This window comes from Rhodoferax sp. (assembly GCF_014859475.1).
Lineage (GTDB): Bacteria > Pseudomonadota > Gammaproteobacteria > Burkholderiales > Burkholderiaceae_C > Rhodoferax.
This window is the reverse complement of record NZ_JACUUE010000032.1, coordinates 1-22,402: the sequence shown is the minus strand read 5'-3', so window position 1 is coordinate 22,402 and position 22,402 is coordinate 1. Positions and strand designations below refer to the sequence as shown.

General features: G+C 61.6%; 22 protein-coding genes. 9 read left to right on the top strand and 13 right to left on the bottom strand.

What is annotated here, in order from left to right:
• Nucleotides 1-136 precede the first annotated feature (136 nt).
• The 7 genes from IBX54_RS05080 to IBX54_RS05050 all read right to left on the bottom strand — a co-directional run bounded on the left by IBX54_RS05080 (nt 137) and on the right by IBX54_RS05050 (nt 6,628).
• Nucleotides 137-1,042, bottom strand: coding sequence for a formate dehydrogenase accessory sulfurtransferase FdhD (locus tag IBX54_RS05080; RefSeq protein WP_296541580.1), 906 nt, complete (start codon nt 1,040-1,042; stop codon nt 137-139).
• 2 nt (nt 1,043-1,044) lie between these two features.
• Nucleotides 1,045-1,320: a hypothetical protein gene (locus tag IBX54_RS05075; protein WP_367141812.1), complete on the bottom strand. Its 276-nt coding sequence runs from the start codon at nt 1,318-1,320 to the stop codon at nt 1,045-1,047.
• A gap of 16 nt (nt 1,321-1,336) precedes the next feature.
• Nucleotides 1,337-2,497, bottom strand: a complete 1,161-nt coding sequence (locus IBX54_RS05070; RefSeq protein ID WP_296541579.1) for a formate dehydrogenase subunit gamma — start codon at nt 2,495-2,497, stop codon at nt 1,337-1,339.
• A 13-nt stretch (nt 2,498-2,510) separates the two neighbouring features.
• Nucleotides 2,511-2,732 carry a hypothetical protein gene (locus IBX54_RS05065; protein ID WP_296541578.1) on the bottom strand — a complete coding sequence of 74 codons (222 nt, stop codon included), beginning with the start codon at nt 2,730-2,732 and terminating at the stop codon, nt 2,511-2,513.
• Nucleotides 2,729-3,361, bottom strand: coding sequence for a formate dehydrogenase FDH3 subunit beta (fdh3B, locus tag IBX54_RS05060; RefSeq protein WP_296541577.1), 633 nt, complete (start codon nt 3,359-3,361; stop codon nt 2,729-2,731). The genes IBX54_RS05065 and fdh3B overlap by 4 nt, the downstream gene beginning before the upstream one ends.
• Before the next feature lie 10 nt (nt 3,362-3,371).
• Nucleotides 3,372-6,332 (bottom strand): formate dehydrogenase subunit alpha, encoded by a 2,961-nt coding sequence (locus tag IBX54_RS05055; RefSeq protein WP_296541576.1) that lies wholly within the window; start codon nt 6,330-6,332, stop codon nt 3,372-3,374.
• A gap of 86 nt (nt 6,333-6,418) precedes the next feature.
• Complete coding sequence (locus tag IBX54_RS05050) at nt 6,419-6,628, bottom strand: formate dehydrogenase (RefSeq protein WP_296541575.1); 210 nt, start codon at nt 6,626-6,628, stop codon at nt 6,419-6,421.
• A gap of 443 nt (nt 6,629-7,071) precedes the next feature.
• Between IBX54_RS05050 and IBX54_RS05045 the strand changes: the two genes are divergently transcribed.
• Genes IBX54_RS05045 through IBX54_RS05035 form a run of 3 tightly spaced genes read left to right on the top strand, consistent with a single transcriptional unit; the run spans nt 7,072 to nt 11,061 of the window.
• The gene (locus tag IBX54_RS05045) at nt 7,072-8,466 is read left to right on the top strand and encodes a sigma-54 dependent transcriptional regulator (RefSeq protein ID WP_296541574.1); all 1,395 of its coding nucleotides are present in this window, start codon (nt 7,072-7,074) and stop codon (nt 8,464-8,466) included.
• Complete coding sequence (locus tag IBX54_RS05040) at nt 8,463-10,538, top strand: cache domain-containing protein (protein ID WP_296541573.1); 2,076 nt, start codon at nt 8,463-8,465, stop codon at nt 10,536-10,538. The genes IBX54_RS05045 and IBX54_RS05040 overlap by 4 nt, the downstream gene beginning before the upstream one ends.
• Nucleotides 10,539-10,596: 58 nt before the next feature.
• Nucleotides 10,597-11,061: a pyridoxamine 5'-phosphate oxidase family protein gene (locus tag IBX54_RS05035; protein WP_296541572.1), complete on the top strand. Its 465-nt coding sequence runs from the start codon at nt 10,597-10,599 to the stop codon at nt 11,059-11,061.
• A gap of 28 nt (nt 11,062-11,089) precedes the next feature.
• On the opposite strand, the gene IBX54_RS05030 is transcribed toward IBX54_RS05035, so the two are convergent.
• From IBX54_RS05030 to IBX54_RS05015, 4 genes are read right to left on the bottom strand one after another with little or no spacing between them, the layout of a single operon-like run.
• Complete coding sequence (locus tag IBX54_RS05030) at nt 11,090-11,713, bottom strand: molecular chaperone TorD family protein (RefSeq protein ID WP_296541571.1); 624 nt, start codon at nt 11,711-11,713, stop codon at nt 11,090-11,092.
• Nucleotides 11,710-13,812 (bottom strand): 4Fe-4S binding protein, encoded by a 2,103-nt coding sequence (locus IBX54_RS05025; RefSeq protein WP_296541570.1) that lies wholly within the window; start codon nt 13,810-13,812, stop codon nt 11,710-11,712. Before IBX54_RS05025 ends, IBX54_RS05030 begins: the two co-directional genes overlap by 4 nt.
• The gene (locus IBX54_RS05020; RefSeq protein ID WP_296541569.1) at nt 13,694-14,488 is read right to left on the bottom strand and encodes a DUF3306 domain-containing protein; all 795 of its coding nucleotides are present in this window, start codon (nt 14,486-14,488) and stop codon (nt 13,694-13,696) included. The genes IBX54_RS05025 and IBX54_RS05020 overlap by 119 nt, the downstream gene beginning before the upstream one ends.
• Nucleotides 14,481-15,050: a DUF3305 domain-containing protein gene (locus IBX54_RS05015; protein ID WP_296541568.1), complete on the bottom strand. Its 570-nt coding sequence runs from the start codon at nt 15,048-15,050 to the stop codon at nt 14,481-14,483. Before IBX54_RS05015 ends, IBX54_RS05020 begins: the two co-directional genes overlap by 8 nt.
• A 171-nt stretch (nt 15,051-15,221) precedes the next feature.
• Between IBX54_RS05015 and pap the strand changes: the two genes are divergently transcribed.
• The 3 genes from pap to IBX54_RS05000 all read left to right on the top strand — a co-directional run bounded on the left by pap (nt 15,222) and on the right by IBX54_RS05000 (nt 17,386).
• Entirely contained in the window at nt 15,222-16,784 is a 1,563-nt protein-coding gene (gene pap / locus IBX54_RS05010) for a polyphosphate:AMP phosphotransferase (RefSeq protein WP_296541567.1), read from the top strand.
• Between the two features lie 23 nt (nt 16,785-16,807).
• Nucleotides 16,808-17,089 carry a VF530 family protein gene (locus tag IBX54_RS05005; RefSeq protein WP_296541566.1) on the top strand — a complete coding sequence of 94 codons (282 nt, stop codon included), beginning with the start codon at nt 16,808-16,810 and terminating at the stop codon, nt 17,087-17,089.
• A gap of 69 nt (nt 17,090-17,158) precedes the next feature.
• On the top strand, nt 17,159-17,386 hold the full coding sequence (locus IBX54_RS05000; RefSeq protein WP_296541565.1) for an ATP-binding protein: 228 nt from the start codon (nt 17,159-17,161) through the stop codon (nt 17,384-17,386).
• Here IBX54_RS05000 and IBX54_RS04995 read toward each other — a convergent pair.
• Nucleotides 17,359-18,054, bottom strand: a complete 696-nt coding sequence (locus tag IBX54_RS04995) for an SDR family NAD(P)-dependent oxidoreductase (RefSeq protein WP_296541564.1) — start codon at nt 18,052-18,054, stop codon at nt 17,359-17,361. The two genes, IBX54_RS05000 and IBX54_RS04995, sit on opposite strands and share 28 nt — an antisense overlap.
• Before the next feature lie 104 nt (nt 18,055-18,158).
• On the opposite strand from IBX54_RS04995, the gene msrA reads away from it, so the two are divergent.
• The gene (gene msrA / locus IBX54_RS04990) at nt 18,159-18,851 is read left to right on the top strand and encodes a peptide-methionine (S)-S-oxide reductase MsrA (RefSeq protein ID WP_296541563.1); all 693 of its coding nucleotides are present in this window, start codon (nt 18,159-18,161) and stop codon (nt 18,849-18,851) included.
• Nucleotides 18,852-18,869: 18 nt separating this feature from the next.
• Here msrA and apbC read toward each other — a convergent pair whose 3' ends face one another.
• Nucleotides 18,870-19,961: an iron-sulfur cluster carrier protein ApbC gene (apbC, locus tag IBX54_RS04985; protein WP_296541562.1), complete on the bottom strand. Its 1,092-nt coding sequence runs from the start codon at nt 19,959-19,961 to the stop codon at nt 18,870-18,872.
• 140 nt (nt 19,962-20,101) lie between these two features.
• Here apbC and IBX54_RS04980 point away from each other — a divergent pair, with 140 nt between their 5' ends.
• Both IBX54_RS04980 and IBX54_RS04975 read left to right on the top strand, forming a co-directional pair.
• A complete protein-coding gene (locus tag IBX54_RS04980) occupies nt 20,102-21,415 on the top strand; it encodes a patatin-like phospholipase family protein (RefSeq protein ID WP_296541561.1) in 1,314 nt (437 codons plus the stop codon).
• 34 nt (nt 21,416-21,449) lie between these two features.
• A partial coding sequence (locus IBX54_RS04975) for a class I tRNA ligase family protein (protein ID WP_296541560.1) occupies nt 21,450-22,402 on the top strand: 953 nt, incomplete at its 3' end.

The window sequence follows — 22,402 nt, the reverse complement described above, 5'->3', positions numbered from 1 at the left end:
CTTCGCTCGCGATGACGAAGTCTCTGTTCAAGGTCCGTGTGCGGTATCGGGCCGATACGGGAGGCTCGCAGTGACGATGTCGCTGTTCAAGGTCGTTGCGGTATCGGACCAGATACGGCTGGCTCGCGATGACCGTTCAAGTTCCGTTGGCGGTATCGGACCAGATACGGGGGGCTCGCGATGACGACGCCTGATCGGTGTGCTGCGTCGCCATGCGCGCTCCCGCCAGTTCGGGCTGCAGAGTCAGGCGCTCCATCGCGCTGTAGCACAGGAAGCGTTTGTTGGTGGCGCGGCCAATGGCGCACAGGCCCAGGCGCTGCGCCACGTCCAGCCCCATTTGCGTGATGCCGCTGCGCGACACCACGATCGGCACGCCCATTTGTGCCGACTTGATGACCATCTCGCTGGTCAGGCGACCGGTGGTGTAAAACACCTTGTCAGCGCCTGACATCTTTTCTTGCGGATGCATCCACATCCAGCCGGCAATGGTGTCGATGGCGTTGTGGCGGCCCACGTCCTCAACAAACACCAGCATCTCTGCCCCGCGAAACAGCGCGCAGCCGTGCACCGAACCAGAGGATTTGTAAGTGGTTTCCTGCAGCCGAATGGCGTTGACGATGCCGTATAACTCGGACTGCGAGAGCGTGGCCGCTGGCAGCGTGATGCTTTCCACCTCGGCCATCAGGTCGCCAAAAACGCTGCCCTGGCCGCAACCGGTGGTGACCACGCGCTTGGCTGTGCGCGCCTCGATGTTTGATATGCCCTGGCGGGTTTTGACAGCTGCGGCACCAACGTCCCAATCGACCGTGATGGATTCGACCTCGGCCACGCTGGCCACCAGTCGCTGGTTGCGCAAAAAACCCAACACCAGCAGTTCGGGGTGCGCGCCCAGCGTCATGAGCGTCACCAGTTCTCGCTTGTCCACGTAAACGGTGAGCGCGCGCTCGGCCGGGATCGACACGCTGTCGGTGTCGCCAAACTCGTTGACGACCAGCACCTCGCGGGTGAGCGGTTCGCGCGCCTGGGTAAGACGGGGCAGCAAGTTCAGGATGTCTTGGCCGAGACGTACGGCCCCGGATCAGCACAGGTACTTGCCGGCGCTGCGCCCTTGCCTGATGTCGTCAGGTAATGCGCCACCGTCCGTTCCTGCGCCTTGCACAGCTTGTAGGCATTCACCTTGCCTGTCCACGCCTTCTTGGCTGCCGCTTCAGCAGCCTTGGCTTTGGCTTCGTCAGAGGGCGCGGGCAATTTGGCCATGGCCGCCGAACTGACCAGCGCCAACAGAGTTGCGGCGCACAGGGTTTTGATCATCGTTGTCATAAGGTATCTCCAAATCTCAAACCTGAACCGGCTTGCCAGCCGTTGCACCCGACCCAGCCGATGGCGCCGAGCGCTGCGCCGGAATGCGCCCGGCCTTGATGTCGTCATACCACAGTTCATGGTGCGCCTTGGCCCAGCCTTCATCCACATAGCCGGTGCGCATAGCTTCGTAGGCGTCTTTGGTACCCAGTGTGCCCATGTAGATGTGGCCCAGGAACATGCACATCATGCCGACGTTGGACACGGCGTGCACGATCAGCGCAATCTGCATGTTGCCGCGGCTGTAATCAAACACGGGCAGCAACTGGTTCAGAAACAGGCCAGTGAACACGGCAATCAGACCCAGCACAAACACGCCGCCCCAGTAAGTGACTTTTTCACCGCCGTTGAAGCGACCAGACTTGACCTCTTTGCCCTCGATCATGCCGCCACCTTTGAGGAACCATTCCAGGTCACCCTTGGCCGGCAGGTTGTCACGCATGAAGGTGATGATGACCACCAGCAGTGACACGGCAAACAGTGGACCGGCAAAGTTGTGCGCGTTTTTAAGCGCGTAGGCCAGCCAGCCAAACAAGGTCTGGCCCAGCACCGGCTCCAGAAAGAACTTGCCAAAGGCCATCACGATGCCGGAAATGGCCAGAATGACGAAGGCGACCGCATTGGCCCAGTGGGCGGCGCGCTCGAACGGCGTAAAGCGCTCGATCTTGCGCCCGGTATATTCCTCGTGCGCCACCATCGGCCCGATGCGCCAGTGAAACACCAAAATGGCCACCAGCACGATCAGCAACAACGAACCGCCATAAGGGATGATCCAGTTGTTGCGCACCTGGCGCCAGGCCTCACCCGCGTTGGTGACACGCGAGCCGGGGTACTGCACAAACGGCTGAATCAGCACCCCGGCTTCCGGGGCCTCGGATTTGGGCAGACTGCTAAAACCAGCCACACCTGAGTTCACTTTACGCCACATGGGCGCATTGTTGCCCGGTTGCACCCTGGCGCGTTCGCCGTTGGTTTGCTCCGCGTAACCGGGGGCTTCGCTGGCATCGGGCTTGACGTCAAAGATGTTTTGACCCTGGATGCCGGGCATGGCCGCAGGTGCATCTGCCGGTGCAGTTTGCGCCAGCGCGCTACCCCAGCACAGGGCCAGTGCGGCAAAGACTGAAAAGACTTTTTTCATGACGACCTCCTGCTCAGTTCATGCGGGTGTAGTCGTTTTGACCGTACTGGTTGCGCGCCTTGAGTTGCGACTCCCAGCTGGCCTTGTCACCCGGTGTCCAGCCGGGCTGGACATAGGGCTTGCCGGTTCCGGTGTAGGCCGCACTGTCCTGCTTGCTGGCGGTCAACTCCTGCGGCTGGTCGCCACAAGCAGCCAAACCGGCCGCCAACACAACTGCAAAAATGACTTTTTTCATGATTTCGCTCCTTCGGGTGCGGCCACGCCGGGTTGACCCGCCTGTTTCGAACCATAAGCCGTGCCCCAGCCCCAGACCTCGGCACCTTTGCCACGGCGCAGCACACGGTTGCGGAAGATGTCGGCCACCACGTCGCCGTCGCCGCCAATCAGCGCTTTGGTCGAGCACATTTCGGCGCAGGCCGGCAGCTTGCCTTCTGCCAGCCGATTGCGGCCATATTTTTCAAACTCGGCCTGACTGCCATTGGCCTCGGGGCCGCCGGCGCAGAAGGTGCACTTGTCCATCTTGCCGCGCACACCGAAGGTGCCTTGTGACGGAAACTGCGGCGCGCCAAACGGGCAGGCATACGAGCAGTAGCCGCAGCCGATGCACACATCCTTGTCGTGCAGCACCACGCCTTCGTCGGTACGGTAAAAGCAGTTGACCGGGCACACCGCCATGCAGGGTGCATCGCTGCAGTGCATGCAGGCCACCGAGATCGATTTTTCACCGGGAACGCCGTCGTTCAGGGTGACCACGCGGCGTCGGTTGACGCCCCAGGGAACTTCGTGCTCGTTCTTGCACGCGGTCACGCAACCGTTGCATTCAATACAGCGCTCTGCATCGCAGACAAATTTCATACGGGCCATGTTTTTCTCCTTATGCGCGTTCAATATTGCAAACAGTCGTCTTGGTTTCCTGCATCATGGTGACGCTGTCGTAACCATAAGTCGTGGCGGTGTTGATGGCTTCGCCGCGCACCACGGGCGCCGCACCCGACGGGTAGTAAGCCAGCATGTCGGCACCCTGCCAACGTCCGGAGAAGTGGAAGGGCATGAACACGGTGTCGGGCCCGACGCGCTCGGTCACCAGCGCCTGCACATTGAGGCGCGCGCCGGTGGGGGTTGAGACCCAGGCACGCTCGCCATTGCGAATGCCCTTGTCGGCCGCCACCTTGGGGTTGATCTCGATGAACATTTCCTGTTGCAACTCGGCCAGCCAGGGGTTGGAGCGAGTCTCTTCGCCGCCGCCCTCGTACTCGGTCAGGCGCCCCGAGGTCATGATGAACGGGAACTTCTCGTGCACCTTGTCTTCGATAGTCTTGTCCTGCACCGTCTTGTACAGCGTGGGCAGACGCCAGAAGACTTTTTTGTCGTCGTGCGTGGGGTATTTGGCTACCAGATCGGGGCGAATGCCGTACAAAGGCTCGCGGTGCTTGGGGATGGCATCGGGGAAGTTCCACACCACGGCGCGCGCCTTGGCATTGCCAAACACGTGGCAGCCATGCTCCTTGAGCACCACGCGCTGGATGCCGCCCGACAGGTCAGTTTTCCAGTTCTTGCCTTCGGCAGCGGCTTTTTCTGCCCCGGTCAACTCGTCCCACCAGCCGAGTTTCTTGAGCAGCACATGGTCAAACTCGGGGTAGCCGGTGGTGATGTCGGCACCCAGCGAGTGCGAGCCGTCTTCGGCCAGCAGGTTGACGCCGTCTTTTTCCACGCCAAAGTTGGCGCGGAAGTTGCCGCCACCGTCCATCACGTGTTTGGAGGTGTCGTACAGGTTGGGTGAGCCCGGGTGCTTGAGCTCGGGCGTGCCGTAGCAGGGCCAGGGCAAGCCAAAATAATCGCCCGTGAAGTCGTAGCCGGTTTCCTTGTCGGTGCCGCCCTTGGCACGCAGGGTCTTGATGTCAAACAGGTGCATATTGCGCATGTGGGCTTTCAAGCGCTCGGGGCTCTGGCCGGTGTAGCCAATGGTCCAGGTGGCGGTGTTGATCTCGCTCAGAATGCTCTCTGGTGTGGGCTCGTCCATGCCGCCCACCTTTTGCATCTTGTAATTGACCGACAGCTCTTTGCCAAAGCCCAGCTTGTCAGCCAACTGCTGCATGATCATGTGGTCAGAGCGGCTCTCCCACAACGGCTCGATCACTTTTTCACGCCACTGGATGGACCGGTTCGACGCCGTCACCGAGCCACTGGTCTCGAACTGCGTGGCAGCCGGCAACAGATAGACGGCACGGTTGGGGTTGAGGTCTTCGGGCTTGCCGGGCATCGCGGCCATGGCCGCCGTGGCCGACGGATAGGGGTCCACCACCACCAGCAAATCCAGCTTGTCCATGGCGCGCTTCATTTCCAGACCACGCGTCTGCGAGTTGGGCGCGTGGCCCCAATAGAAGACCCCGCGCAGGTTGCTGTCCTGGTCGATCAGTTCGTTCTTTTCCAGCACGCCGTCGATCCAGCGCGACACGGTGATGCCGGGTTTGCTCATCATGGCAGGCGATGCAAACTGCTTGACAATCCATTCGTAATCCACGCCCCAGACCTTGGCGTAATGCTTCCAGGAGCCTGCGGAAATACCGTAGTAGCCGGGCAGCGAATCGGGGTTGGGGCCGACATCGGTGGCACCCTGCACGTTGTCGTGGCCGCGGAAGATGTTGGTGCCGCCGCCACTCTTGCCAACGTTGCCCAGCGCCAACTGCAAAATACACGAGGCACGCACCATGGCGTTGCCGATGGTGTGCTGGGTCTGACCCATGCACCAGACCAGCGTGCTGGGACGGTTCTCGGACATCATGCGGGCCACGCGCAGCACCTGGTCTTCCTTGATACCGCACACTTCTTCAACCTTGTCGGGGGTCCACTGCGACATGACCTCGGCCTTGACTTTTTCCATGCCATAGACGCGGTCGTTGATGTACTGCTTGTCTTCCCAGCCGTTTTGAAACACGTGGTACAGCACACCAAACAAGAAAGCAATGTCAGAACCCGAGCGGATGCGCACGTATTCGTCGGACTTGGCCGCCGTGCGGGTATAGCGCGGGTCCACCACAATCATCTTGGTGCCGGTTTCCTTGGCATGCAGCATATGCAACATGCTGACCGGATGCGCCTCGGCGGCGTTCGAGCCGATGTACAGCGCGCACTTGCTGTTTTGCATGTCGTTGTACGAGTTGGTCATGGCGCCATAACCCCAGGTGTTGGCCACACCTGCCACCGTGGTGCTGTGGCAAATGCGCGCCTGGTGGTCGCAGTTGTTGGTGCCCCAGAAGCTGACAAACTTGCGCATCAAATACGACTGTTCGTTGTTGTGCTTGCTTGAACCGACGTAGTAAATGCTGTCGGGGCCGCTGGACTTTTTCAGCTCCAGCATCTTGGCGCTAATTTCGTTGAGTGCGACGTCCCAGCTGATGCGCTGGTACTTGCCGTTGACCAGCTTCATGGGGTAGCGCAGGCGGAACTCGCCATGGCCGTGCTCACGCAGGGCCGCGCCCTTGGCGCAGTGCGCACCGAGGTTGATGGGTGAATCAAACACCGGCTCCTGGCGCACCCAGACACCGTTTTCAACCACGGCATCGACGGCGCAACCGACCGAGCAGTGACTGCACACCGTGCGCTTGATCTCGATCTTGCCCTCGCCCACAGCGACCTTGCCAGTGGCAGCCTGTGACTTTTTTACCAGGGTGAGCTGCGATGCCGCCAGCCCCACACCCACGCCCAAACCCGAGCGACGCAAAAACGCACGCCGGTCCATGGTGGGCAAGGCCTGGCTCAGGCCACGACGCAGGCTATGCACGAACGGCGTACGCGCGGCTGCACCGACACCACCAGATTTTTTTGTTAACAGCATGTGAGTCTCCGATAAAACTTGAAACCTTGTGGGTCAGACCACTCGCGAAGTGACGTGCTCTGCCCCCAACTGATTAGACTTTGTGATCAGACCCGCGCGGTCTGGTAATAGTGCTTGACGTGCTCGCTCAAGGCGTAGCCGCCGCCCATGGACGGCTTGGGCCGTGGCAACGACGCAGCGGCTTCGGGTAGCGCCTTGACAGAAGGCAAAACACTCACGGCAACGGCCAATGCACCGGCAGTGCCGGCGCCAGCAAACAGGGTGCGTCGTGACAATTTGGAACGTGATGAAGGCATAAAAAACTCCTCGGTGAATACTTATGAACGCAACGACATAGCTTTGTGGTGGCTGAATTTAACAACAAGCGGATGCTTGTTCAAGAGGGTAATCCCTCGAGTTATCGCCAGCGTGTCATATCCACTTGATTATTCTCAGTCCATGCGCATCCACGGCAACCAATACCCATTCAAATTAAAGCAGCTTTCATGCCAGCATGATGCCTCTTGGCCCGTGGTGGTGGCGCCTTTCGTGAGTAGCGTCCCGCCGCGCCAGCATCTGACTCCTGAAATGGTCCTGGTACGTCAAACTGTCATACCATTTGCGACAAGTTGTCATATCTCCCCACCTTTTGCACCGCCACGCAGCGCGTCGTTTTGTCCTGCTGACACCCTGAGCCAGAGCAGAAAATATTTATACCCGACTGATTTAGTCGGGTCCGTCGCTAGAATTCAATCACCTCATGACCACCATTTTCGACCCCACCCTGCCTGAAGCTCCACCTGCCACCCCCATTGAGGGCTGGCCGGACTGGTCCATTTTGATCGTCGATGACGAGCCCGGCATGCGCAACTTTCTGCTCAAAAGCCTGGCACCGCGCTGTCAGCGCGTGCATGTGGCCGGCAGCGCCGAAGACGGCGCGCAATGCCTGCAACAGCAGCATGTGGACCTGATCATTCTGGACATTTCGCTGCCCGGGCAAAGTGGCGTGGCCTGGCTGCAGAGCTTGCGCGAACAGGGTTACCGCGGCTACGTGATTTTGATCACCGCCTTTGCCGACCTGGAGACCGCCATCGAGGCCTTGCGCGCGGGCGCCTCTGACTTCATCCTCAAGCCCTTTCGTGTGCCGCAGATACTGAACGCCATCAAACACTGCTTTGAATGCGCCCGCCTGGCGCGGGAAAACTTTGTGCTCAAACACACGCTGTCGCGGCAGATAGACACCAGCACCGGACTCATCGGGCAATCAAGCTTCATGCAGGCGCTGCGCGAGTTGCTGGCGCGGGTTGCCGTGGTGGACAGCACGGTGCTGTTGCAAGGCGAGTCGGGCACCGGCAAGGAAATGGTAGCGCGCGCCCTGCACCAGATGAGTCCGCGCCAGCACGGCCCGTTTGTGCCGGTCAACTGCGCCAGCACCTCGCCCGAACTGATGGAAGGCAGCTTGTTTGGTTATGCCAAGAGCGCCGTCAAAGGGGCGCAGCACGCGCGCGATGGCCTGTTTTATTACGCCCAGGGCGGCACACTTTTTCTGGACGAAGTCACTGAGCTGCCCCAGTCCGTGCAGGCAGCGCTGTTACGCGCGCTGGAAGACCTGCACATTCGCCCGGTGGGCAGCAGCCAACTGGTGCCGGTCAATGTGCGCATCATGGCCGCCAGCAACCGCAATCTGCGGGACGAAGTGGCCGCCGGACGCTTTCGCGCTGACCTGTATTACCGGCTGCAAGTGGTGGACATCACCATGGCACCACTGCGCGAGCGCCGGCAAGACATCGCCGAGCTGGCAGCCCACTTCAATGCCCAACTGGCACAGCGCATGGCGGTGTCGCCCTTATGCGTCAGCCCGGCGCAAATGGACTACCTGATGCAGTACGACTGGCCGGGCAATGCCCGCGAACTGCGCAACCTGATCGAGCGCTCACTGATTCTGGGCGAGCTCAATGTGTCGGCGCTTTACGACGCCCCAGCACGGCATCCGCTGGCCAGCCCGGGCGCCACCACCAACTTGCAAAGCCTGGAAAAACAACACATTCAGTCGGTGCTTTACAGCGTGCAGGGCGACAAGAGCCGCGCCGCTGAGCTGCTGGGTATTTCAAAGCGCACGCTGGAGCGCCGCTGCGCCGAATGGGCCGGCGCTTGAGCACGCAAGGCCTGCGGCTGCGCTGGCAGCACCTGTCGGTGCGCCACAAACTGATGGCCCTGTCACTGTTGCCGCTGCTGGTGGTGCTGCCTCTGTTGGTGGCCGCGCTGGTGCTGTGGGGCAGCTCGGCCTACGACCGCCTGCTGATCACCAAGGTGCGCAGCGACCTGGCGGTGGCACGCGGTTACTTTGATCAGGTGCTGGCTGAGGTCGGCACCGGCACCCAGGCACTTGCCAACTCACATACCCTGCACCTGGCGCTGGCCGCGCCACAGCCTGCGGCCTTGCAGCGGGAACTGGCAAAAGCCCGACAGCGCCTGGGTTTTGATTTTGTCAATTTGTACACACTCGACGGGCAACTGCTCAGTGCCAGCTGGCAGGACCCTGCCAGCACGGTGGCAAACGCCGGCGCACGCATGACATGGCCAGACCTGGCGCCCGGCAGCAACCCTGCCCCAAGCGCGCAACTGCAATTACTCAGTCATGCCAATTTGCTGGCGCTGGCACCCCACCTGACTGCGCGCCTGAACATTGCACTGATCCCCACCCAGGGCGCCGCACCCAGCAGCCGCAGCGTCGAGGACCAGGCACTGGTGATGCTGGCCAACCATGCGGTCACTGATGCGCAAGGCCGGCCACTGGCGTGGTTACGCGCCGGTGTGCTGCTCAACCAGAACCTGGCGCTGATCGACCACATCAACCACATCGTTTACCCCGAGGGCTCCTTGCCGCTGGGCAGCGTCGGCACCGCCACCTTGTTTCTTGACGATGTGCGGGTGACCACCAATGTGCGCCTGTTTCAGGACCGCCGCGCCATTGGCACCCGCGTGTCAAAAGCCGTGCGCGAGGCCGTACTGGTGCGGGGCGAGACCTGGCTGGACCGGGCCTTTGTGGTCAATGACTGGTATGTGTCGGCCTACGAGCCCCTGCACAACGACCAGGGCGCACGCATCGGCATGTTGTATGTGGGTTACCTGGAAACGCCGTTTCGTCAGACCAAATACGGCATGTTGGCCCTCATCGTGGGCATCTTTGCGGTGGCCATGGTGTTGGCGGCCTGGTTGTCGCTGCGCTGGGCACGCAGCATTTTCCAGCCGGTAGAGCTCATGAACCGCACCATGCAGCAAGTGCAGGACGGCAACGCGGCAGCACGCGTGGGGCCATTGGCGCAACAAGACGAACTCGGCGCGCTGGCCAGCCACCTCGACCAGTTGCTGCTGGCCGTGGACGACAAAACCCGCACCCTGCAGCGCTGGGGCCAGGAGCTTGATGCCAAAGTGACCGAGCGCACCCGCGCGCTGGCCGAGAGCCACCAGTCCCTCAAGCAAGCGCAAACGCAACTGGTGAAATCGGAGAAGCTCGCCGCCATTGGCCAGCTCACGGCCAGTGTGGCGCACGAAATCAACAACCCCATTGCCGTGATGCAAGGCAACCTGGACCTGGTGCGCGAAACGCTGGGTCAGCAGGCGCTGCCCGTTGCCCCCGAACTCAAACTGATGGACCAGCAGATCGAGCGCATGCGCCTGATCGTGACGCAGTTGCTGCAATACGCCCGCCCCAACGATTACGCCGGCTATGTCGAGGCCGTCGATGTCAACGACGCCCTGGCGAGTTCGCTGGTGCTGGTGGAGCACTTATTGAACCGCACCCACATCCGCGTGCAGCGCCAGTGGCAGGCCAGCCGACTGGTGCACATCAACCGCCAGGAGTTACAGCAGGTGCTGATCAACCTGATGGTCAACGCCATCCAGGCCATGCCCGAGGGCGGCGAGTTGCTGCTGCGCACGACCGACCAGACCGACGCGCAAGGCCAGGCGGGCGTGCGAATTGAAGTGTGTGACACCGGCGCGGGCCTGAGCCAGGCCAACCTGGCGCGGCTGTTCAGCCCCTTTTACACCACCAAAAACGACGGCAATGGCCTGGGGCTGTGGATCAGCCTGGGGCTGGTGGAGCGCTACGGCGGCAGCATCCGGGCCGGCAACCGGCGCGACCAGGGCGAGGATTCGCCCGGCGCCGTCTTTGCCGTTGAGTTGCTGTGCGAGCCAAGCGATGAGGCAGCCAGTCAGCCATAGGAGATACTCACGAACATCCGGCTGCTCGCATTTTTTAAAACAGCCCATTTGGAAGCCCATGCGCCACCCTGTCACCAACAAACACACGGTTCAACAACTCCTGGATGCCACCGGTTTTGCCATTCTGGCCACCGAAGGCGCAGGCCAGCCGCATGCCAGCCTGATCGCGATCACGCCGTTCCAGGGCTGGCGTCAGCTGCTGTTTGCCACCTACCGCGACACGCTGAAATACCGCAATCTGCAGCACAACCCAAAGGTATCGGTGCTGGCGGACGGCTGCAAAGCCAGCCGCGGTGGTGAGCGAGAGGGTTTTGTGGTGACAGCCGTGGGCCAGGCACACGACATAAGTGCCGATCAGCACGCTGCGGCGCTGCAAGCGCATTTAAAGCGGCACCCGGACCTGGCTGTCTTTTTGCAGTCGCCAGACTGCGTGCTGGTGGCAGTGGCAGTGCAGGCCTACCAGGTGGTGCGCAGCATTGACGATGTGACCTGGTGGACAGTGGACGACCTCAACAAGCCCTGAAGGCCGCACGCCAGGCCGCGACCCCAAGTTAATCCAGCATGTCAAAGCCCTGCGCTTCCACCGACACAAAGGCGCGGGTCAGCTCAGCCACTGCAGCATAAAAGCGCGCCTTGGGGTGCTGGGCAATGGCATCGCACAGTGGCACCACCCAGGGCTGCATATGCTCGGCAAAAAAGCTTTGCTGACGCGCCAAGTTGGCCACTGCCACGTCGTCACCGGCAATCAGGTAGCGCATTACCTCGCACAGGTAGGCGATGTGGTCTTCGGTGTCGGACATGGCCTCGTCACGCGCCAGGCCCAGGCCGCTGAGTTCGGTACGCAGCCGTGCCAGCGGTTTTTCGTTAAGGAAACCGCTGAGGTAGTGCGAACCGTAAAGATAAACCTCGGGCTTGCCGACACCGCCAAACAAGGCGTTGTACTCATCGGCAATGGCGTCATCCTGCAAGTCACGCGCCATGCCCACCAGGGCGCGCCAGGGCTCCTCCAGAAAACCGCCGGCGGCCGGGGCCTCGGTGGCCGCCACCCGCAGCCTGGCCAGCAGCTCGGGCGCTGGCGGCGCATAGTAAAGCTGGGCCAGCAGGCCGTACAGTTCGGCACGGGCAGTTTCTTCGTCGAGCGCGCTGCTCGTGGCGGTTTCGGGCAAAGGCATCATGATTGAATATCCGTGATTTTGATTTCGTTGTCGGCCGAGTAGATGTCGATGACGCGGCAGTCGCCGCACATTTTCAGGCGCTCCAGCGCCTCGCCCTGGAACATGCTGTGGCCTGCCAGCTTGCCCAACATGCCCTCGATCGCCTTGAGTGTGCCGAAGGGTTTACCGCAACGCACGCAGGCGTAGGGCTGCATTTCATTGAGCACCACATGTTCCTTGCGCTGCGGTGCCAGATTAAGCTGGGGCACCAGCGACAGGGCTTTTTCGGGGCAGGTGGTCACGCACAGGCCGCATTGCACACAATTTTTTTCAATAAAGCGCAACTGCGGTGCCTGCACGTTGTCGGCCAGGGCACTGGCCGGGCAGGCGTTGACACAGCTCAGGCACAGCGTGCAAGTGTCTTTGTTGATGGCCAGACCGCCCAGCGGCGAACCCACTGCAGGCAAGGCGATGGCCGTGGTGGCGGGCTTGGGGGCTTGCGCGATCAGGTGGTCAAGCGCCAGCTCCAGCGTAGCGCGTTTGTCGGCTTGCACGGCAAAACTGGCGTGGCGCGCCGGGGCTTGCGCGGCACTTGCCTGCAAGTCGCGGTCGAGCGCGGCCAGGTCGCGGGCATCGCGCACCTGCAGCAATTTGAAATGCTCACCCGCATAGCCCAGTCCGGTCAGAATGCCTTGCGCTACCGCCATCTGCTCGCGCAGCGCAGCGGCATACTGGGGCGCTTCCTCGTCGGTCAGCAGCAGCCAGACCTGGCTGGCGCCATAGGCCACCGCCGTCAGCCAAAGGTCTAACCCGGTCGATGCCGTGTGCCACAGCGCCACTGGCAGCACGCGCGCCGGCACGCCATGGGTACCGCCTTTTTGACCCTTTTCAAGCTGCGCGGCGCGCCCCAGATCGCCCAGCAAAGCAGCACCCTTGCCCTGGCTGTGCAGCAGCAGCGCGGCGTCCTTGCCACCGCTGCGCTGGTAGGTGCTCAGCAGCGTTTTGAGCTTGACGCCCTGGTCGCTGGCGCGCGGGTAGGCAAAGCTCATGGCGCCAGTCGGGCACACCGTGCTGCAGGTGCCGCAGCCCACGCACAGGTTGGGGTTGACCTTGATTTGCTGGCGCTTGAAGTCGCTGCTGATGGCGCTGGCCGAACACACGTCGATGCAGGCCGTGCAGCCCACTTTGTCGTTGCGGCTGTGGGCGCAGAGCTTTTGCTTGTAGTTGAAAAACTTGGGTTTTTCAAACTCGCCGACCAGCTCGCGCCAGGCCAGCAAAGCGCGCACGTCGCGGCCGTCCCAGTGCAGGTAGCCCTGCGGTTTGGCGTGCTGGCTGAATGCGGGGTTGGCGCGCAAGTCCAGCACCAGGTCAAAGTGGTCGCTGTGGCTTTGCGGTGTGCGATTGAAGTCGATGGCACCAGCCACCTTGCACACCTTGACGCAGGCGCGGTTGGCATCGCAGACGTTCAGGTCGATCTGGTAGTCCAGCCCAATGGCGTCTGTGGGGCAGGCGGCCAGGCAGGCGTTGCAGCGCGTACACAGGTCAAGGTCAATCGGGTTGTTTTGCTGCCAGTTCAGCTCGAACGCACCGAGCCAGCCGGTCAGTGACTCGATCTGGCCACCCAGCACCGGGTAACGCCGCTCCTGCGCCCCGCCCAGCTCGCCAGCGCCTTGCGTGAACAGCGTCACATCGAGCGCATCGCCCAGCAAATCGGCCGCTTGCTCGGCCGCACCCAGTTCACCAATGATGAGCGCCCGCCCGGCACTTTTGTAAGTAACGGTGGCCACCGGGTCGGGTTCGGGCAAATGCGCGGCCGCCAGCAGGGCGGCAATTTTGGGGCTGGCCTTGGCCGCGTCGCGGCTCCAGCCGCCGGTTTCGCGGATGTTGACAAACTTGATCGGCGTGCTCAGGTTGGCCTGGTCGGCCAGCTCGTTGAACAGCTTTGTTTCCTGGGTGCAGGCCACCACCAGTTCATCGCCCTGGCCGGCGGCTTGCAAAAATTCAGCGGCCTGGCGGCGGCACAGGCTCGAATGCAGGGTCAAAGGCTCGTTCAGGCTCGCGCTCAACGCGCGCGGGTCGAGCGGCATGGTCTGGTTGCAGTCGCAAATCAGTGTGGTCATGGTTTGAATCTTGGTCTTGGGTTGGATTTTGGGGCAGCTCTTGCGTCTTATCTTGCGTCTTATCTTGTGCCGCATCTTGCGCTGTGGCCTGGTTTGGCGCAGTCGCAGTTTCTGACGCTGACCTGCCAGGGCTGTCTGCCAGCACCGATGGCTTGGTCCCTGTGGTTGCTGATGACGTTGCTGGCGATTCTTCGTCGTCAAACAACTTGAGAAACTTGGCGCTGGCCATTTGCCGCAACATGGCTGCGGGCATGGGGCTAGGGATGCTGTAGTCGTCGATGTAGATGTCGAGCCCATCCATCACGTTGTAATGCGGGTCGGCAAAGAGCTTTTTCATGGCGGCATTGCGCACCTCGGGGGCTACATCACGCGCAGCAAAGGGGGCAAAGCTGCTGTCGGCATTGAGCGCCTGCACGTCGGCCAGCGTGGGAGCTGGCTTTTTTTCTGGGGCTGCTGGCGCTGCCTCGGCCGGCGTATGCTCTGATGCAGATGCCGCTTTTTGTCCAGCGGGGTTCGCGGATGGCTTTACAGCCTGAGGCAGTGCGTTGGCTGGCCCTGGCGGCATTGCGGCATCAGCAGGTGCCACGCGTTTGGGGGCGGCAGGCTCATCCAACACCCGACCCTCGCGCAGCGCCTGCTTGCGCTGCGACCAGCGGCCCAAAAAACCGTCAGCCATTGCTGCCGCCCTGGCCAGCGCCAAATTTTTTCAGCGTGGAGATCGAAGCCGGATTGCCAAAGCGGTCGGTCAGCGACCTGAAGCTCTCAGGCCGCTTGCGCCTCTTGGGTTCGATCACATAATGTTCTGCAATAAAAGTATTGAGCCACTGCAGCACCGGCTCGGGGGCTGGCACCTGCTCCACGGTTTCTTGCGCATCGAGCCAGCGCCCTGCGTCGTAATAGCTCAGGCTCACCACCAGGGGCCGGGCGATGGGCTCGGCCGCCACGCTGGCCTCGTCTTCCATGCGCCACAGCACAAACCAGCTCGGCACGTCGGTGCTGGCGTTGAGGTAATAGCCCTCGCCGTCGTCCTTGAACAACTCCACCTTAAGGCCACCATGCAGCCAGCGTTGTTCCGTCTCGCTCTGGTAGAGCAGACGTGGCTCGGTACCAAAACCGGCTTCGTGCTGTACCACGTCGGCCAGTTGCCAGCGCCACGGCTGCCAACGGGCAGCAGGGCCGGTGTTGGCAATGCGTTGCATGATCACGGCGACTTCAATGAATGGGCGTAAGGTCGGCATAGGGATGGAACTGTAACGGATTCAAATAGCCCTTGACACCACCCGGTGCGATTAAAACGAGCTCGATGATGAGGTAAAACCCTTGGTTTTTGCGATGCATCAAACAATGCGTGGCACAGCGGGTGCAATCTGCTGCCAACCATTATTTGCGCGCCCAACCGAAAGCACCCCATGTTTCAATCCGCCGAAATAGGCCACCAACTGACCAAAGCCGCGTACCGCGCCGCCGTGCCCACCTTGCGTGCCGAGCTGCTGGCGGCGCAGGTCGATTTGTTCGAGCAACACAAAACCCCGGTGCTGGTGCTCATCAGCGGCCAGGACGGTGCTGGCAAGGGCGAGACCATCAACACGCTCTACGAGTGGATGGATGCGCGTTTTCTCTCGACGCTGGCGTTTTCCCAGCCCAGCGACGAAGAGCGCGAGCGTCCGCCCATGTGGCGCTACTGGCGCAGTCTGCCGCCCAAGGGTCGGGTGGGCATTTTTGCCGGCTCGTGGTACTCCGACCCGATTCGCGAGCGCATCGAAGGCGCGCTGTCGCTCAAGGAGCTCGATGCCCGCGCGCAGCAAATCAACCGCTTCGAGGAAATGCTGGTTGAAGAAGGCGCGCTGGTGCTCAAGTTCTGGTTTCACCTGACCAAAGACGGACAAAAGCAGCGCCTGAAGGCACTCTCAAGCGACCCGCGCACCGCCTGGCGCGTCACGCAATGGAACTGGGATCGCCTGAAAACCTACGACCAGTTGCAGGACACGGCGCGCCACCTGCTGCGCGTGACCAACACCGCCGCCGCGCCCTGGGTGGTGGTAGAGGCCGCTGACGACCGCTACCGCAGCCTGACCGTGGGCCAGGTGCTGCTCACGGCCATGCAAAACAAGCTGGCCGCCAAGGAGGCACCGCACATGCCCATGGCGCCCATGGTGCGGGTCGATCTGGACGGCCGCAACGTGCTGTCGGCGCTGGATTTGACGCTGACGCTGGCCGACAAACCCTACAAGAACGAACTGGCCAAATGGCAGGGCCACCTGTCGGAGCTAATGCGTGACGAACGCTTCAAAACCCGCTCGCTGGTATGCGCCTTCGAAGGCGCCGATGCGGCCGGCAAAGGCGGGGCCATCCGGCGCATCAGCGCAGCGCTGGACGCGCGCCAGTACCAGGTAACGCCGGTGGCGGCGCCCACCGACGAAGAAAAGGCGCAGCCCCACCTGTGGCGCTTCTGGCGCAACTTGCCGCGCCATGGCCACGTCGCGATTTTTGACCGCACCTGGTATGGCCGCGTGCTGGTGGAACGGATCGAAGGCTTTTGCTCCGAGGCCGACTGGCTGCGCGGCTACAGCGAGATCAATGACTTCGAACATGAGTTGATCGAGGCCGGCGTCATCGTGGTCAAGTTCTGGCTGCAAATCAGCCAGGCCGAGCAGCTCAAGCGCTTCAAGGAACGCGAACAAGTGGCGTTCAAGCGCTTCAAAATCACCCAGGAGGACTGGCGCAATCGCGAAAAATGGCACGACTACCAGCAAGCCATTTGCGACATGGTGGAGCGCACCAGCACCGGCGAAGCACCCTGGACGCTGGTCGAGGCCAACGACAAGAATTACGCCCGGGTCAAGATTTTGCGCACGCTGTGTGAACGGCTGGAAGCGGCCTTGCAACAGCCGCCCACATCTGCCGAGGCAGCCGCCGCCCCATCGGTCAAGGCCAAAAAAACCAAAGCGGGCAGATCAGTCGGCAAGAAATAGGCCGCCGGTGCCAAAATCGGAGCATGAGCCTATCGCCTTCCGACCCCGCTGACGACAAAATCCGCACACCAGCCGCGCCGCAAGCCCGCAACCCCTTGCACGGCATCACGCTGGAAGCCATGGTGACCGCCTTGAGCGCCCACTATGGCTGGGCAGGCTTGGGCGAGCGCATACCGGTGCGCTGCTTCATGCACGAGCCCAGCGTGGCTTCAAGCCTGAAGTTTTTACGCAAAACGCCCTGGGCGCGCGACAAGGTGGAAGGGCTGTACCTGTTCATGCTGCGCGAGATTCGTCGGCTAGGTTGAACGGCTATCTTCGATCAGCGACGGCCCGCTAAAAGATGCCAACGTTATCCACTCGCTTGACTTCAAACCATGACTGCGCAGATCGCCCACATCGACCCGACGCGCTGCACCGGCTGCGGCCGCTGCATTTCGGCCTGCGCGTTGGGGCTGATCGAATTCGAAACCAGGGACTGGAAAAAGCGCTCGGTGGTGCAAGACCCCGAGCGCTGCACTGGCTGCGGCGACTGCGCTGAAAGATGCCCGTTTAGCGCCATCAGTCTGATCGAGCCTCACCAGGGTAGGCGCTCCCCGTTGTAGCTCACAAACGAGCCGGTGTTGTCGGCGGTCAAGCTATCCAGCACCGCCAGCATGTCTTGCGCGGCAACTGGGGCCGGGCGGCCGATCTGCTCGCCCTTGAACGGTTTGGACAAACCGGTGTTGACGGTGCCCGGATGCAGGCTGACCAGCACGGCGTTGGGGTTGCTGCGTTTGACCTCGATGGCGGCGGTTTTCAGCAGCATGTTGAGCGCCGCCTTGGAAGCCCGGTAGCTGTACCAACCGCCCAGGCGGTTGTCTTCGATGCTGCCGACCTTGGCCGAAATCACGGCCAGCACACCACGCTGACCATCGAGCAGCGGGCTGAAGTGGCGCAGCACCAGCGCCGGGCCAAAGGTGTTGATGCGAAACGTGGCTTCGAGTTGGGCGTAGCTCAGGTCGGCCAGTTTTTTCTCGGGCATAAAGTCAGCGTTGTGCAACAAGCCCGCGGCGTTGATGATCAGGTGAAATTTGCCGCTTGCGCGCAGCGTCCCGGCAGCAAGTGCAATGCTGGTTTCGTCCTCAAAATCAAGGCGCGGCACCGACTGGCGACTCAAGCCCACCACGGCAGCGCAGCGCGGGTTGGCTTGCAGCGCCTGCACAAAGGCCTGGCCAATGCCGCCGCCGGCGCCAATGATCAGGGCGCAAAATCCGTCAGGAAATGTTGTCATGGTTTACAGAGATACCCTCAAAAAAAGCTGTTGTGTTGCGACGGTAAACCAGGCGCCGTATCCCGTGCGCTGCGCTGGTCTTTGCCACTTTCTTATCATGCGCCATGCGTACCACACCCAATAAAACTACCCCAAAACCGACCCAGCGTGCCTTCTGGCTGGTCATGGCGCTCATTGTGGCCGTGATTGGCTGGTGGGTTTATGCCACACCGCGCCAGACGCCAGAGGCACCCGGCGCGGCTGTGACCGCCCCATTGCCAGAAGGCAGCGAAGTAGCGGTGTTTGCCGGCGGCTGTTTCTGGTGTACCGAGGCCGACTTTGACAAGGTGCCCGGCGTGCTGGCCACCACCTCAGGCTACACCGGCGGCAAGACCGCCAACCCGACGTATGCCGAGGTATCAAGCCACACCACCGGCCACGCCGAAGCTGTGCAGGTGATCTTTGACCCCAGCCAGGTGAGTTATCGGCAACTGGTGGATTACTTCTGGCGCACCATCGACCCCACTGCCAAAGACCGCCAGTTTTGCGACATTGGCACGCCCTACCGCACCGTGATTTTTGCCACCAGCGCTGAGCAACTGCAGGCGGCTCAGACCTCGCTTGCCGAGCTGGAAAAGACCAAACCGTTTACCGAGCCGATCGTCACGCAATTGGTGATGGCCGACGACTTTTACCCGGCCGAAGCCGAGCACCAGAACTACCACCAGAACAACCCGAGGCGCTACGACTTCTACCGCGCGGGTTGCGGCCGCGATGCGCGGTTGGCGCAACTGTGGGGCGAGCCGGCCAAGCCCTGAGCCCGCACCCTTGCCACTTCAGGTTTCTTTGGAAATCTTGATGCTGGGGAACTTGCTGGAAAAGTCTTTGTTTTTGGCGGCAATCGACAAGGCAACCTTGCGCGCCACCGCCTTGTAAAGCCCGGCCACCTCGCTGTCGGGGTCGGACACCACGGTCGGCTTGCCACTGTCGGCCTGCAGCCGAATCTGCATGTTGAGCGGCAGCGCGCCGAGGTAGTCCATGCCGTATTCCGTGGCCATTTTCTTGCCGCCATCAGCGCCAAAAATATGCTCGACGTGGCCGCAGTTGCTGCACACGTGCACCGCCATGTTTTCCACAATGCCCAGAATTGGCACGCCCACTTTCTCGAACATCTTGATGCCCTTCTTGGCATCGAGCAGGGCGATGTCTTGCGGCGTGGTCACAACCACGGCGCCGGTCATGGGCACACGCTGGCTCAGGGTGAGCTGGATGTCGCCGGTGCCCGGCGGCATGTCGACGATGAGGTAGTCGAGGTCTTTCCAGTTGGTCTGGCGCAGCAACTGCTCCAGCGCCTGGGTGGCCATGGGGCCGCGCCAGATCATGGCTTCATCTTGTGCCACCAAAAAGCCGATCGACATGACCTGCACGCCGTAGTTTTCCATGGGCTCCATGGTTTGCCCGTCTTCGCTCTCGGGCCGGCCCTCGATGCCCATCATCATCGGGATGCTGGGGCCATAAATATCGGCATCCAGAATACCCACGTTGGCACCCTCGGCAGCCAGCGCCAGCGCCAGGTTGACGGCGGTGGTGCTCTTGCCCACACCACCTTTGCCCGAGGCCACGGCCACGATGTTTTTCACCTTGGGCAACAAGGCCACGCCGCGCTGCACCGCATGCGCGGTGATGTTGGTGACGATGTTGACCGACACATTGGCCACACCCGCCACGCTTTTGGCGGCGGCAATCAATTCCTTGCGAAAGCCCGGAATCTGGCTCTTGGCGGGGTAACCCAGCGTGACGTCAAAGGCCACGTCGCCGTCGGTCACGGTCAAATTCTTGACGGCTTTGCTCGACACAAAATCACGCCCGGTGTTGGGGTCGATCACGCCCTTGAGGGCGTCTAACACGGTTTGCTCAACTACTGACATTTGGTTCTCCTAAGGGGGCTCTAGTCTAGCCAAGATAAGCTTGACCTTATTGAACTGGGCAAATCAGGGTTTGCCCGAGCAAGGGTTCACCCTAGTCGCGCTTGCATGATCCAGCCCTGACTCCTGCCGATAATCAGACCATGGCCCACGACCCTTTTGCGCCCTCTGATTTCCCGGCGGACACCTTGGCTGCCACCGCCCTGATGCTCACCGGCGGCGGCGCGCGCGCAGCCTACCAGGTGGGCGTGCTTGAAGCATTGGCTGACTTGCGCAAAACCTGCGGTGCAATCGATGAAGCCAACCCATTCCCCATCATTGGCGGCACCTCGGCCGGCGCCGTGAACGCCTCGGCGCTGGCCTGCGGCTGTGATGATTTTGATGCCACGGTACGCCGGATCGCCAAGGTCTGGCGCAATTTTCACGCGCAGGATGTGTACCACTCCGATTCAGTCAGCATGCTGCGCACCGGCAGCAGCTGGATGGCGCTGCTTTCCATGGGTTGGCTGCTTGCCAAATGGCGCCGGCTCAAGCCCAAATCGCTGCTCGACAACAGCCCGCTGGCCGACCTGCTCAAGAATCTGGTGCCACTGCAGCGCCTGCCAGAGCTGATCGACAAAGGCCATCTTCAGGCGCTGGCAGTGACCGCCTCGAGTTACAGCTCGGGCGAGCACATCACGTTTTTTCAGGGCCATGAACACCTGAAACCCTGGGTGCGATCGCAACGCTGCGGTCTGCGCCAGGACATCACCCATCAACACTTGCTGGCTTCCAGCGCGATCCCGTTCCTTTTTCCTGCGGCGGCACTGCCAATCAACGGACAAACCGCTTATTTTGGTGATGGCTCCATGCGTCAGACCGCACCCATGGCACCCGCCATTCACCTGGGAGCGCAGCGTATTTGCGTGATCGGCGCGGCTGACGGGCACATGCACGAACCCAGCACCGTCGCTGCGACAGACAGTCTGGGCAGCTATCCCACACTGGCGCAAATTGCCGGCCACGCGCTGTCCAACATTTTTCTCGACGCCCTGGCCGTCGACGTGGAGCGCATTCGTCGCATCAACCAGACGCTCCAGTTGGTGCCCGCCGAAATGCGCAACGCCAGCAATTTGAGGCCGGTGAATTTGCTGCTGATCTCTCCTTCGCAAAGGATTGACCAGATTGCAGCCCGACATATCGATGAGCTGCCCGGCGCCGTGCGCAGCCTGCTCGGCGGCATCGGCATCTCTTCCCGAACAGCCGATATCAAGGGCTCGGCGCTGGCCAGCTACCTGCTGTTCGAGTCGGGTTACACCCAGGAACTGATGGCTCTGGGCTACGCCGATGCCATCCGCCAGCGCGCTGAAATTTGCCTGTTTTTCAACTGGACCGACCCCAGTGCGGCAGCCCAGGCGTCGCTTTGGTCCGCCCGGCCCGAAACCGAGCGCCGCCGCGACCCGCTGCGCCTGCGTTGACTAAAATTGCGCTCTTGTCCTGAAAGTGAACTCAATGCCCCGCCAACTCTTTGTTACCACCGCCCTGCCCTACGCCAATGGCAATTTCCACATCGGCCACATCATGGAGTACATCCAGGCCGACATCTGGGTGCGACACCAGCGCATGCGGGGCAACGCGGTTGATTTTGTCTGCGCCGACGACACCCACGGCGCGCCGATCATGATTGCCGCGGAAAAAGTCGGCCTCACACCGCAGCAGTTCGTGGCCAACATTGCGGCCGGGCGCAAGCCCTACCTTGATGGATTTCACATCAGCTTTGACAACTGGCACAGCACCGACGCGCCGGAAAACCACGAACTGGCACAGCAAATTTACCGCGACCTGCGCGACCACCCTGACGGCTCGCTGATCGAATCGCGCACCATTGCACAGTTTTTTGACCCCGACAAGGGCATGTTCCTGCCCGACCGCTTCATCAAGGGCGAGTGCCCCAAGTGCCATGCCAAGGACCAGTACGGCGACAACTGCGAAGTATGCGGCGCCGTCTATGCGCCCACTGACCTGATCAACCCCTACTCCGCGCTGTCGGGCGCCAAACCCGTGCTGCGCAACTCGGTGCACTTTTTCTTCAAACTCTCCGACCCGCGCTGCGTTGAATTCCTCCAGCAGTGGACGCAGGACGGCAAGCTGCAACCCGAGGTGGCCAACAAGATCAAGGAATGGTTCACCGTGCGCACCAACCCCGACGGCTCAACCAGCGAAGGCCTGGGCGACTGGGACATCAGCCGTGATGCGCCCTACTTCGGCATCGAGATTCCGGACGCACCGGGCAAGTACTTTTACGTGTGGCTGGATGCGCCCATCGGCTACCTGGCGTCGCTGAAAAACCTGCTGGGCCAGCGCGGAATTGACTACGAAAGCTACATGAGCAACCCGGAGTTGGAGCAGTACCACTTTATCGGCAAGGACATCGTCACCTTTCACACGTTGTTCTGGCCCGCCAC

Excerpts from the sequence above, each read along its gene's own strand:
- IBX54_RS05075 (WP_367141812.1), bottom strand. The coding sequence starts at position 1,320 with ATGACAACGATGATCAAAACCCTGTGCGCCGCAACTCTGTTGGCGCTG.
- IBX54_RS05070 (WP_296541579.1), bottom strand. The coding sequence starts at position 2,497 with ATGAAAAAAGTCTTTTCAGTCTTTGCCGCACTGGCCCTGTGCTGGGGT.
- IBX54_RS05065 (WP_296541578.1), bottom strand. The coding sequence starts at position 2,732 with ATGAAAAAAGTCATTTTTGCAGTTGTGTTGGCGGCCGGTTTGGCTGCT.
- fdh3B (WP_296541577.1), bottom strand. The coding sequence starts at position 3,361 with ATGGCCCGTATGAAATTTGTCTGCGATGCAGAGCGCTGTATTGAATGC.
- IBX54_RS05055 (WP_296541576.1), bottom strand. The coding sequence starts at position 6,332 with ATGCTGTTAACAAAAAAATCTGGTGGTGTCGGTGCAGCCGCGCGTACG.
- IBX54_RS05050 (WP_296541575.1), bottom strand. The coding sequence starts at position 6,628 with ATGCCTTCATCACGTTCCAAATTGTCACGACGCACCCTGTTTGCTGGC.
- IBX54_RS05045 (WP_296541574.1), top strand. The coding sequence starts at position 7,072 with ATGACCACCATTTTCGACCCCACCCTGCCTGAAGCTCCACCTGCCACC.
- IBX54_RS05035 (WP_296541572.1), top strand. The coding sequence starts at position 10,597 with ATGCGCCACCCTGTCACCAACAAACACACGGTTCAACAACTCCTGGAT.
- IBX54_RS05030 (WP_296541571.1), bottom strand. The coding sequence starts at position 11,713 with ATGATGCCTTTGCCCGAAACCGCCACGAGCAGCGCGCTCGACGAAGAA.
- IBX54_RS05025 (WP_296541570.1), bottom strand. The coding sequence starts at position 13,812 with ATGACCACACTGATTTGCGACTGCAACCAGACCATGCCGCTCGACCCG.
- IBX54_RS05020 (WP_296541569.1), bottom strand. The coding sequence starts at position 14,488 with ATGGCTGACGGTTTTTTGGGCCGCTGGTCGCAGCGCAAGCAGGCGCTG.
- IBX54_RS05015 (WP_296541568.1), bottom strand. The coding sequence starts at position 15,050 with ATGCCGACCTTACGCCCATTCATTGAAGTCGCCGTGATCATGCAACGC.
- pap (WP_296541567.1), top strand. The coding sequence starts at position 15,222 with ATGTTTCAATCCGCCGAAATAGGCCACCAACTGACCAAAGCCGCGTAC.
- IBX54_RS05005 (WP_296541566.1), top strand. The coding sequence starts at position 16,808 with ATGAGCCTATCGCCTTCCGACCCCGCTGACGACAAAATCCGCACACCA.
- IBX54_RS05000 (WP_296541565.1), top strand. The coding sequence starts at position 17,159 with ATGACTGCGCAGATCGCCCACATCGACCCGACGCGCTGCACCGGCTGC.
- IBX54_RS04995 (WP_296541564.1), bottom strand. The coding sequence starts at position 18,054 with ATGACAACATTTCCTGACGGATTTTGCGCCCTGATCATTGGCGCCGGC.
- msrA (WP_296541563.1), top strand. The coding sequence starts at position 18,159 with ATGCGTACCACACCCAATAAAACTACCCCAAAACCGACCCAGCGTGCC.
- apbC (WP_296541562.1), bottom strand. The coding sequence starts at position 19,961 with ATGTCAGTAGTTGAGCAAACCGTGTTAGACGCCCTCAAGGGCGTGATC.
- IBX54_RS04980 (WP_296541561.1), top strand. The coding sequence starts at position 20,102 with ATGGCCCACGACCCTTTTGCGCCCTCTGATTTCCCGGCGGACACCTTG.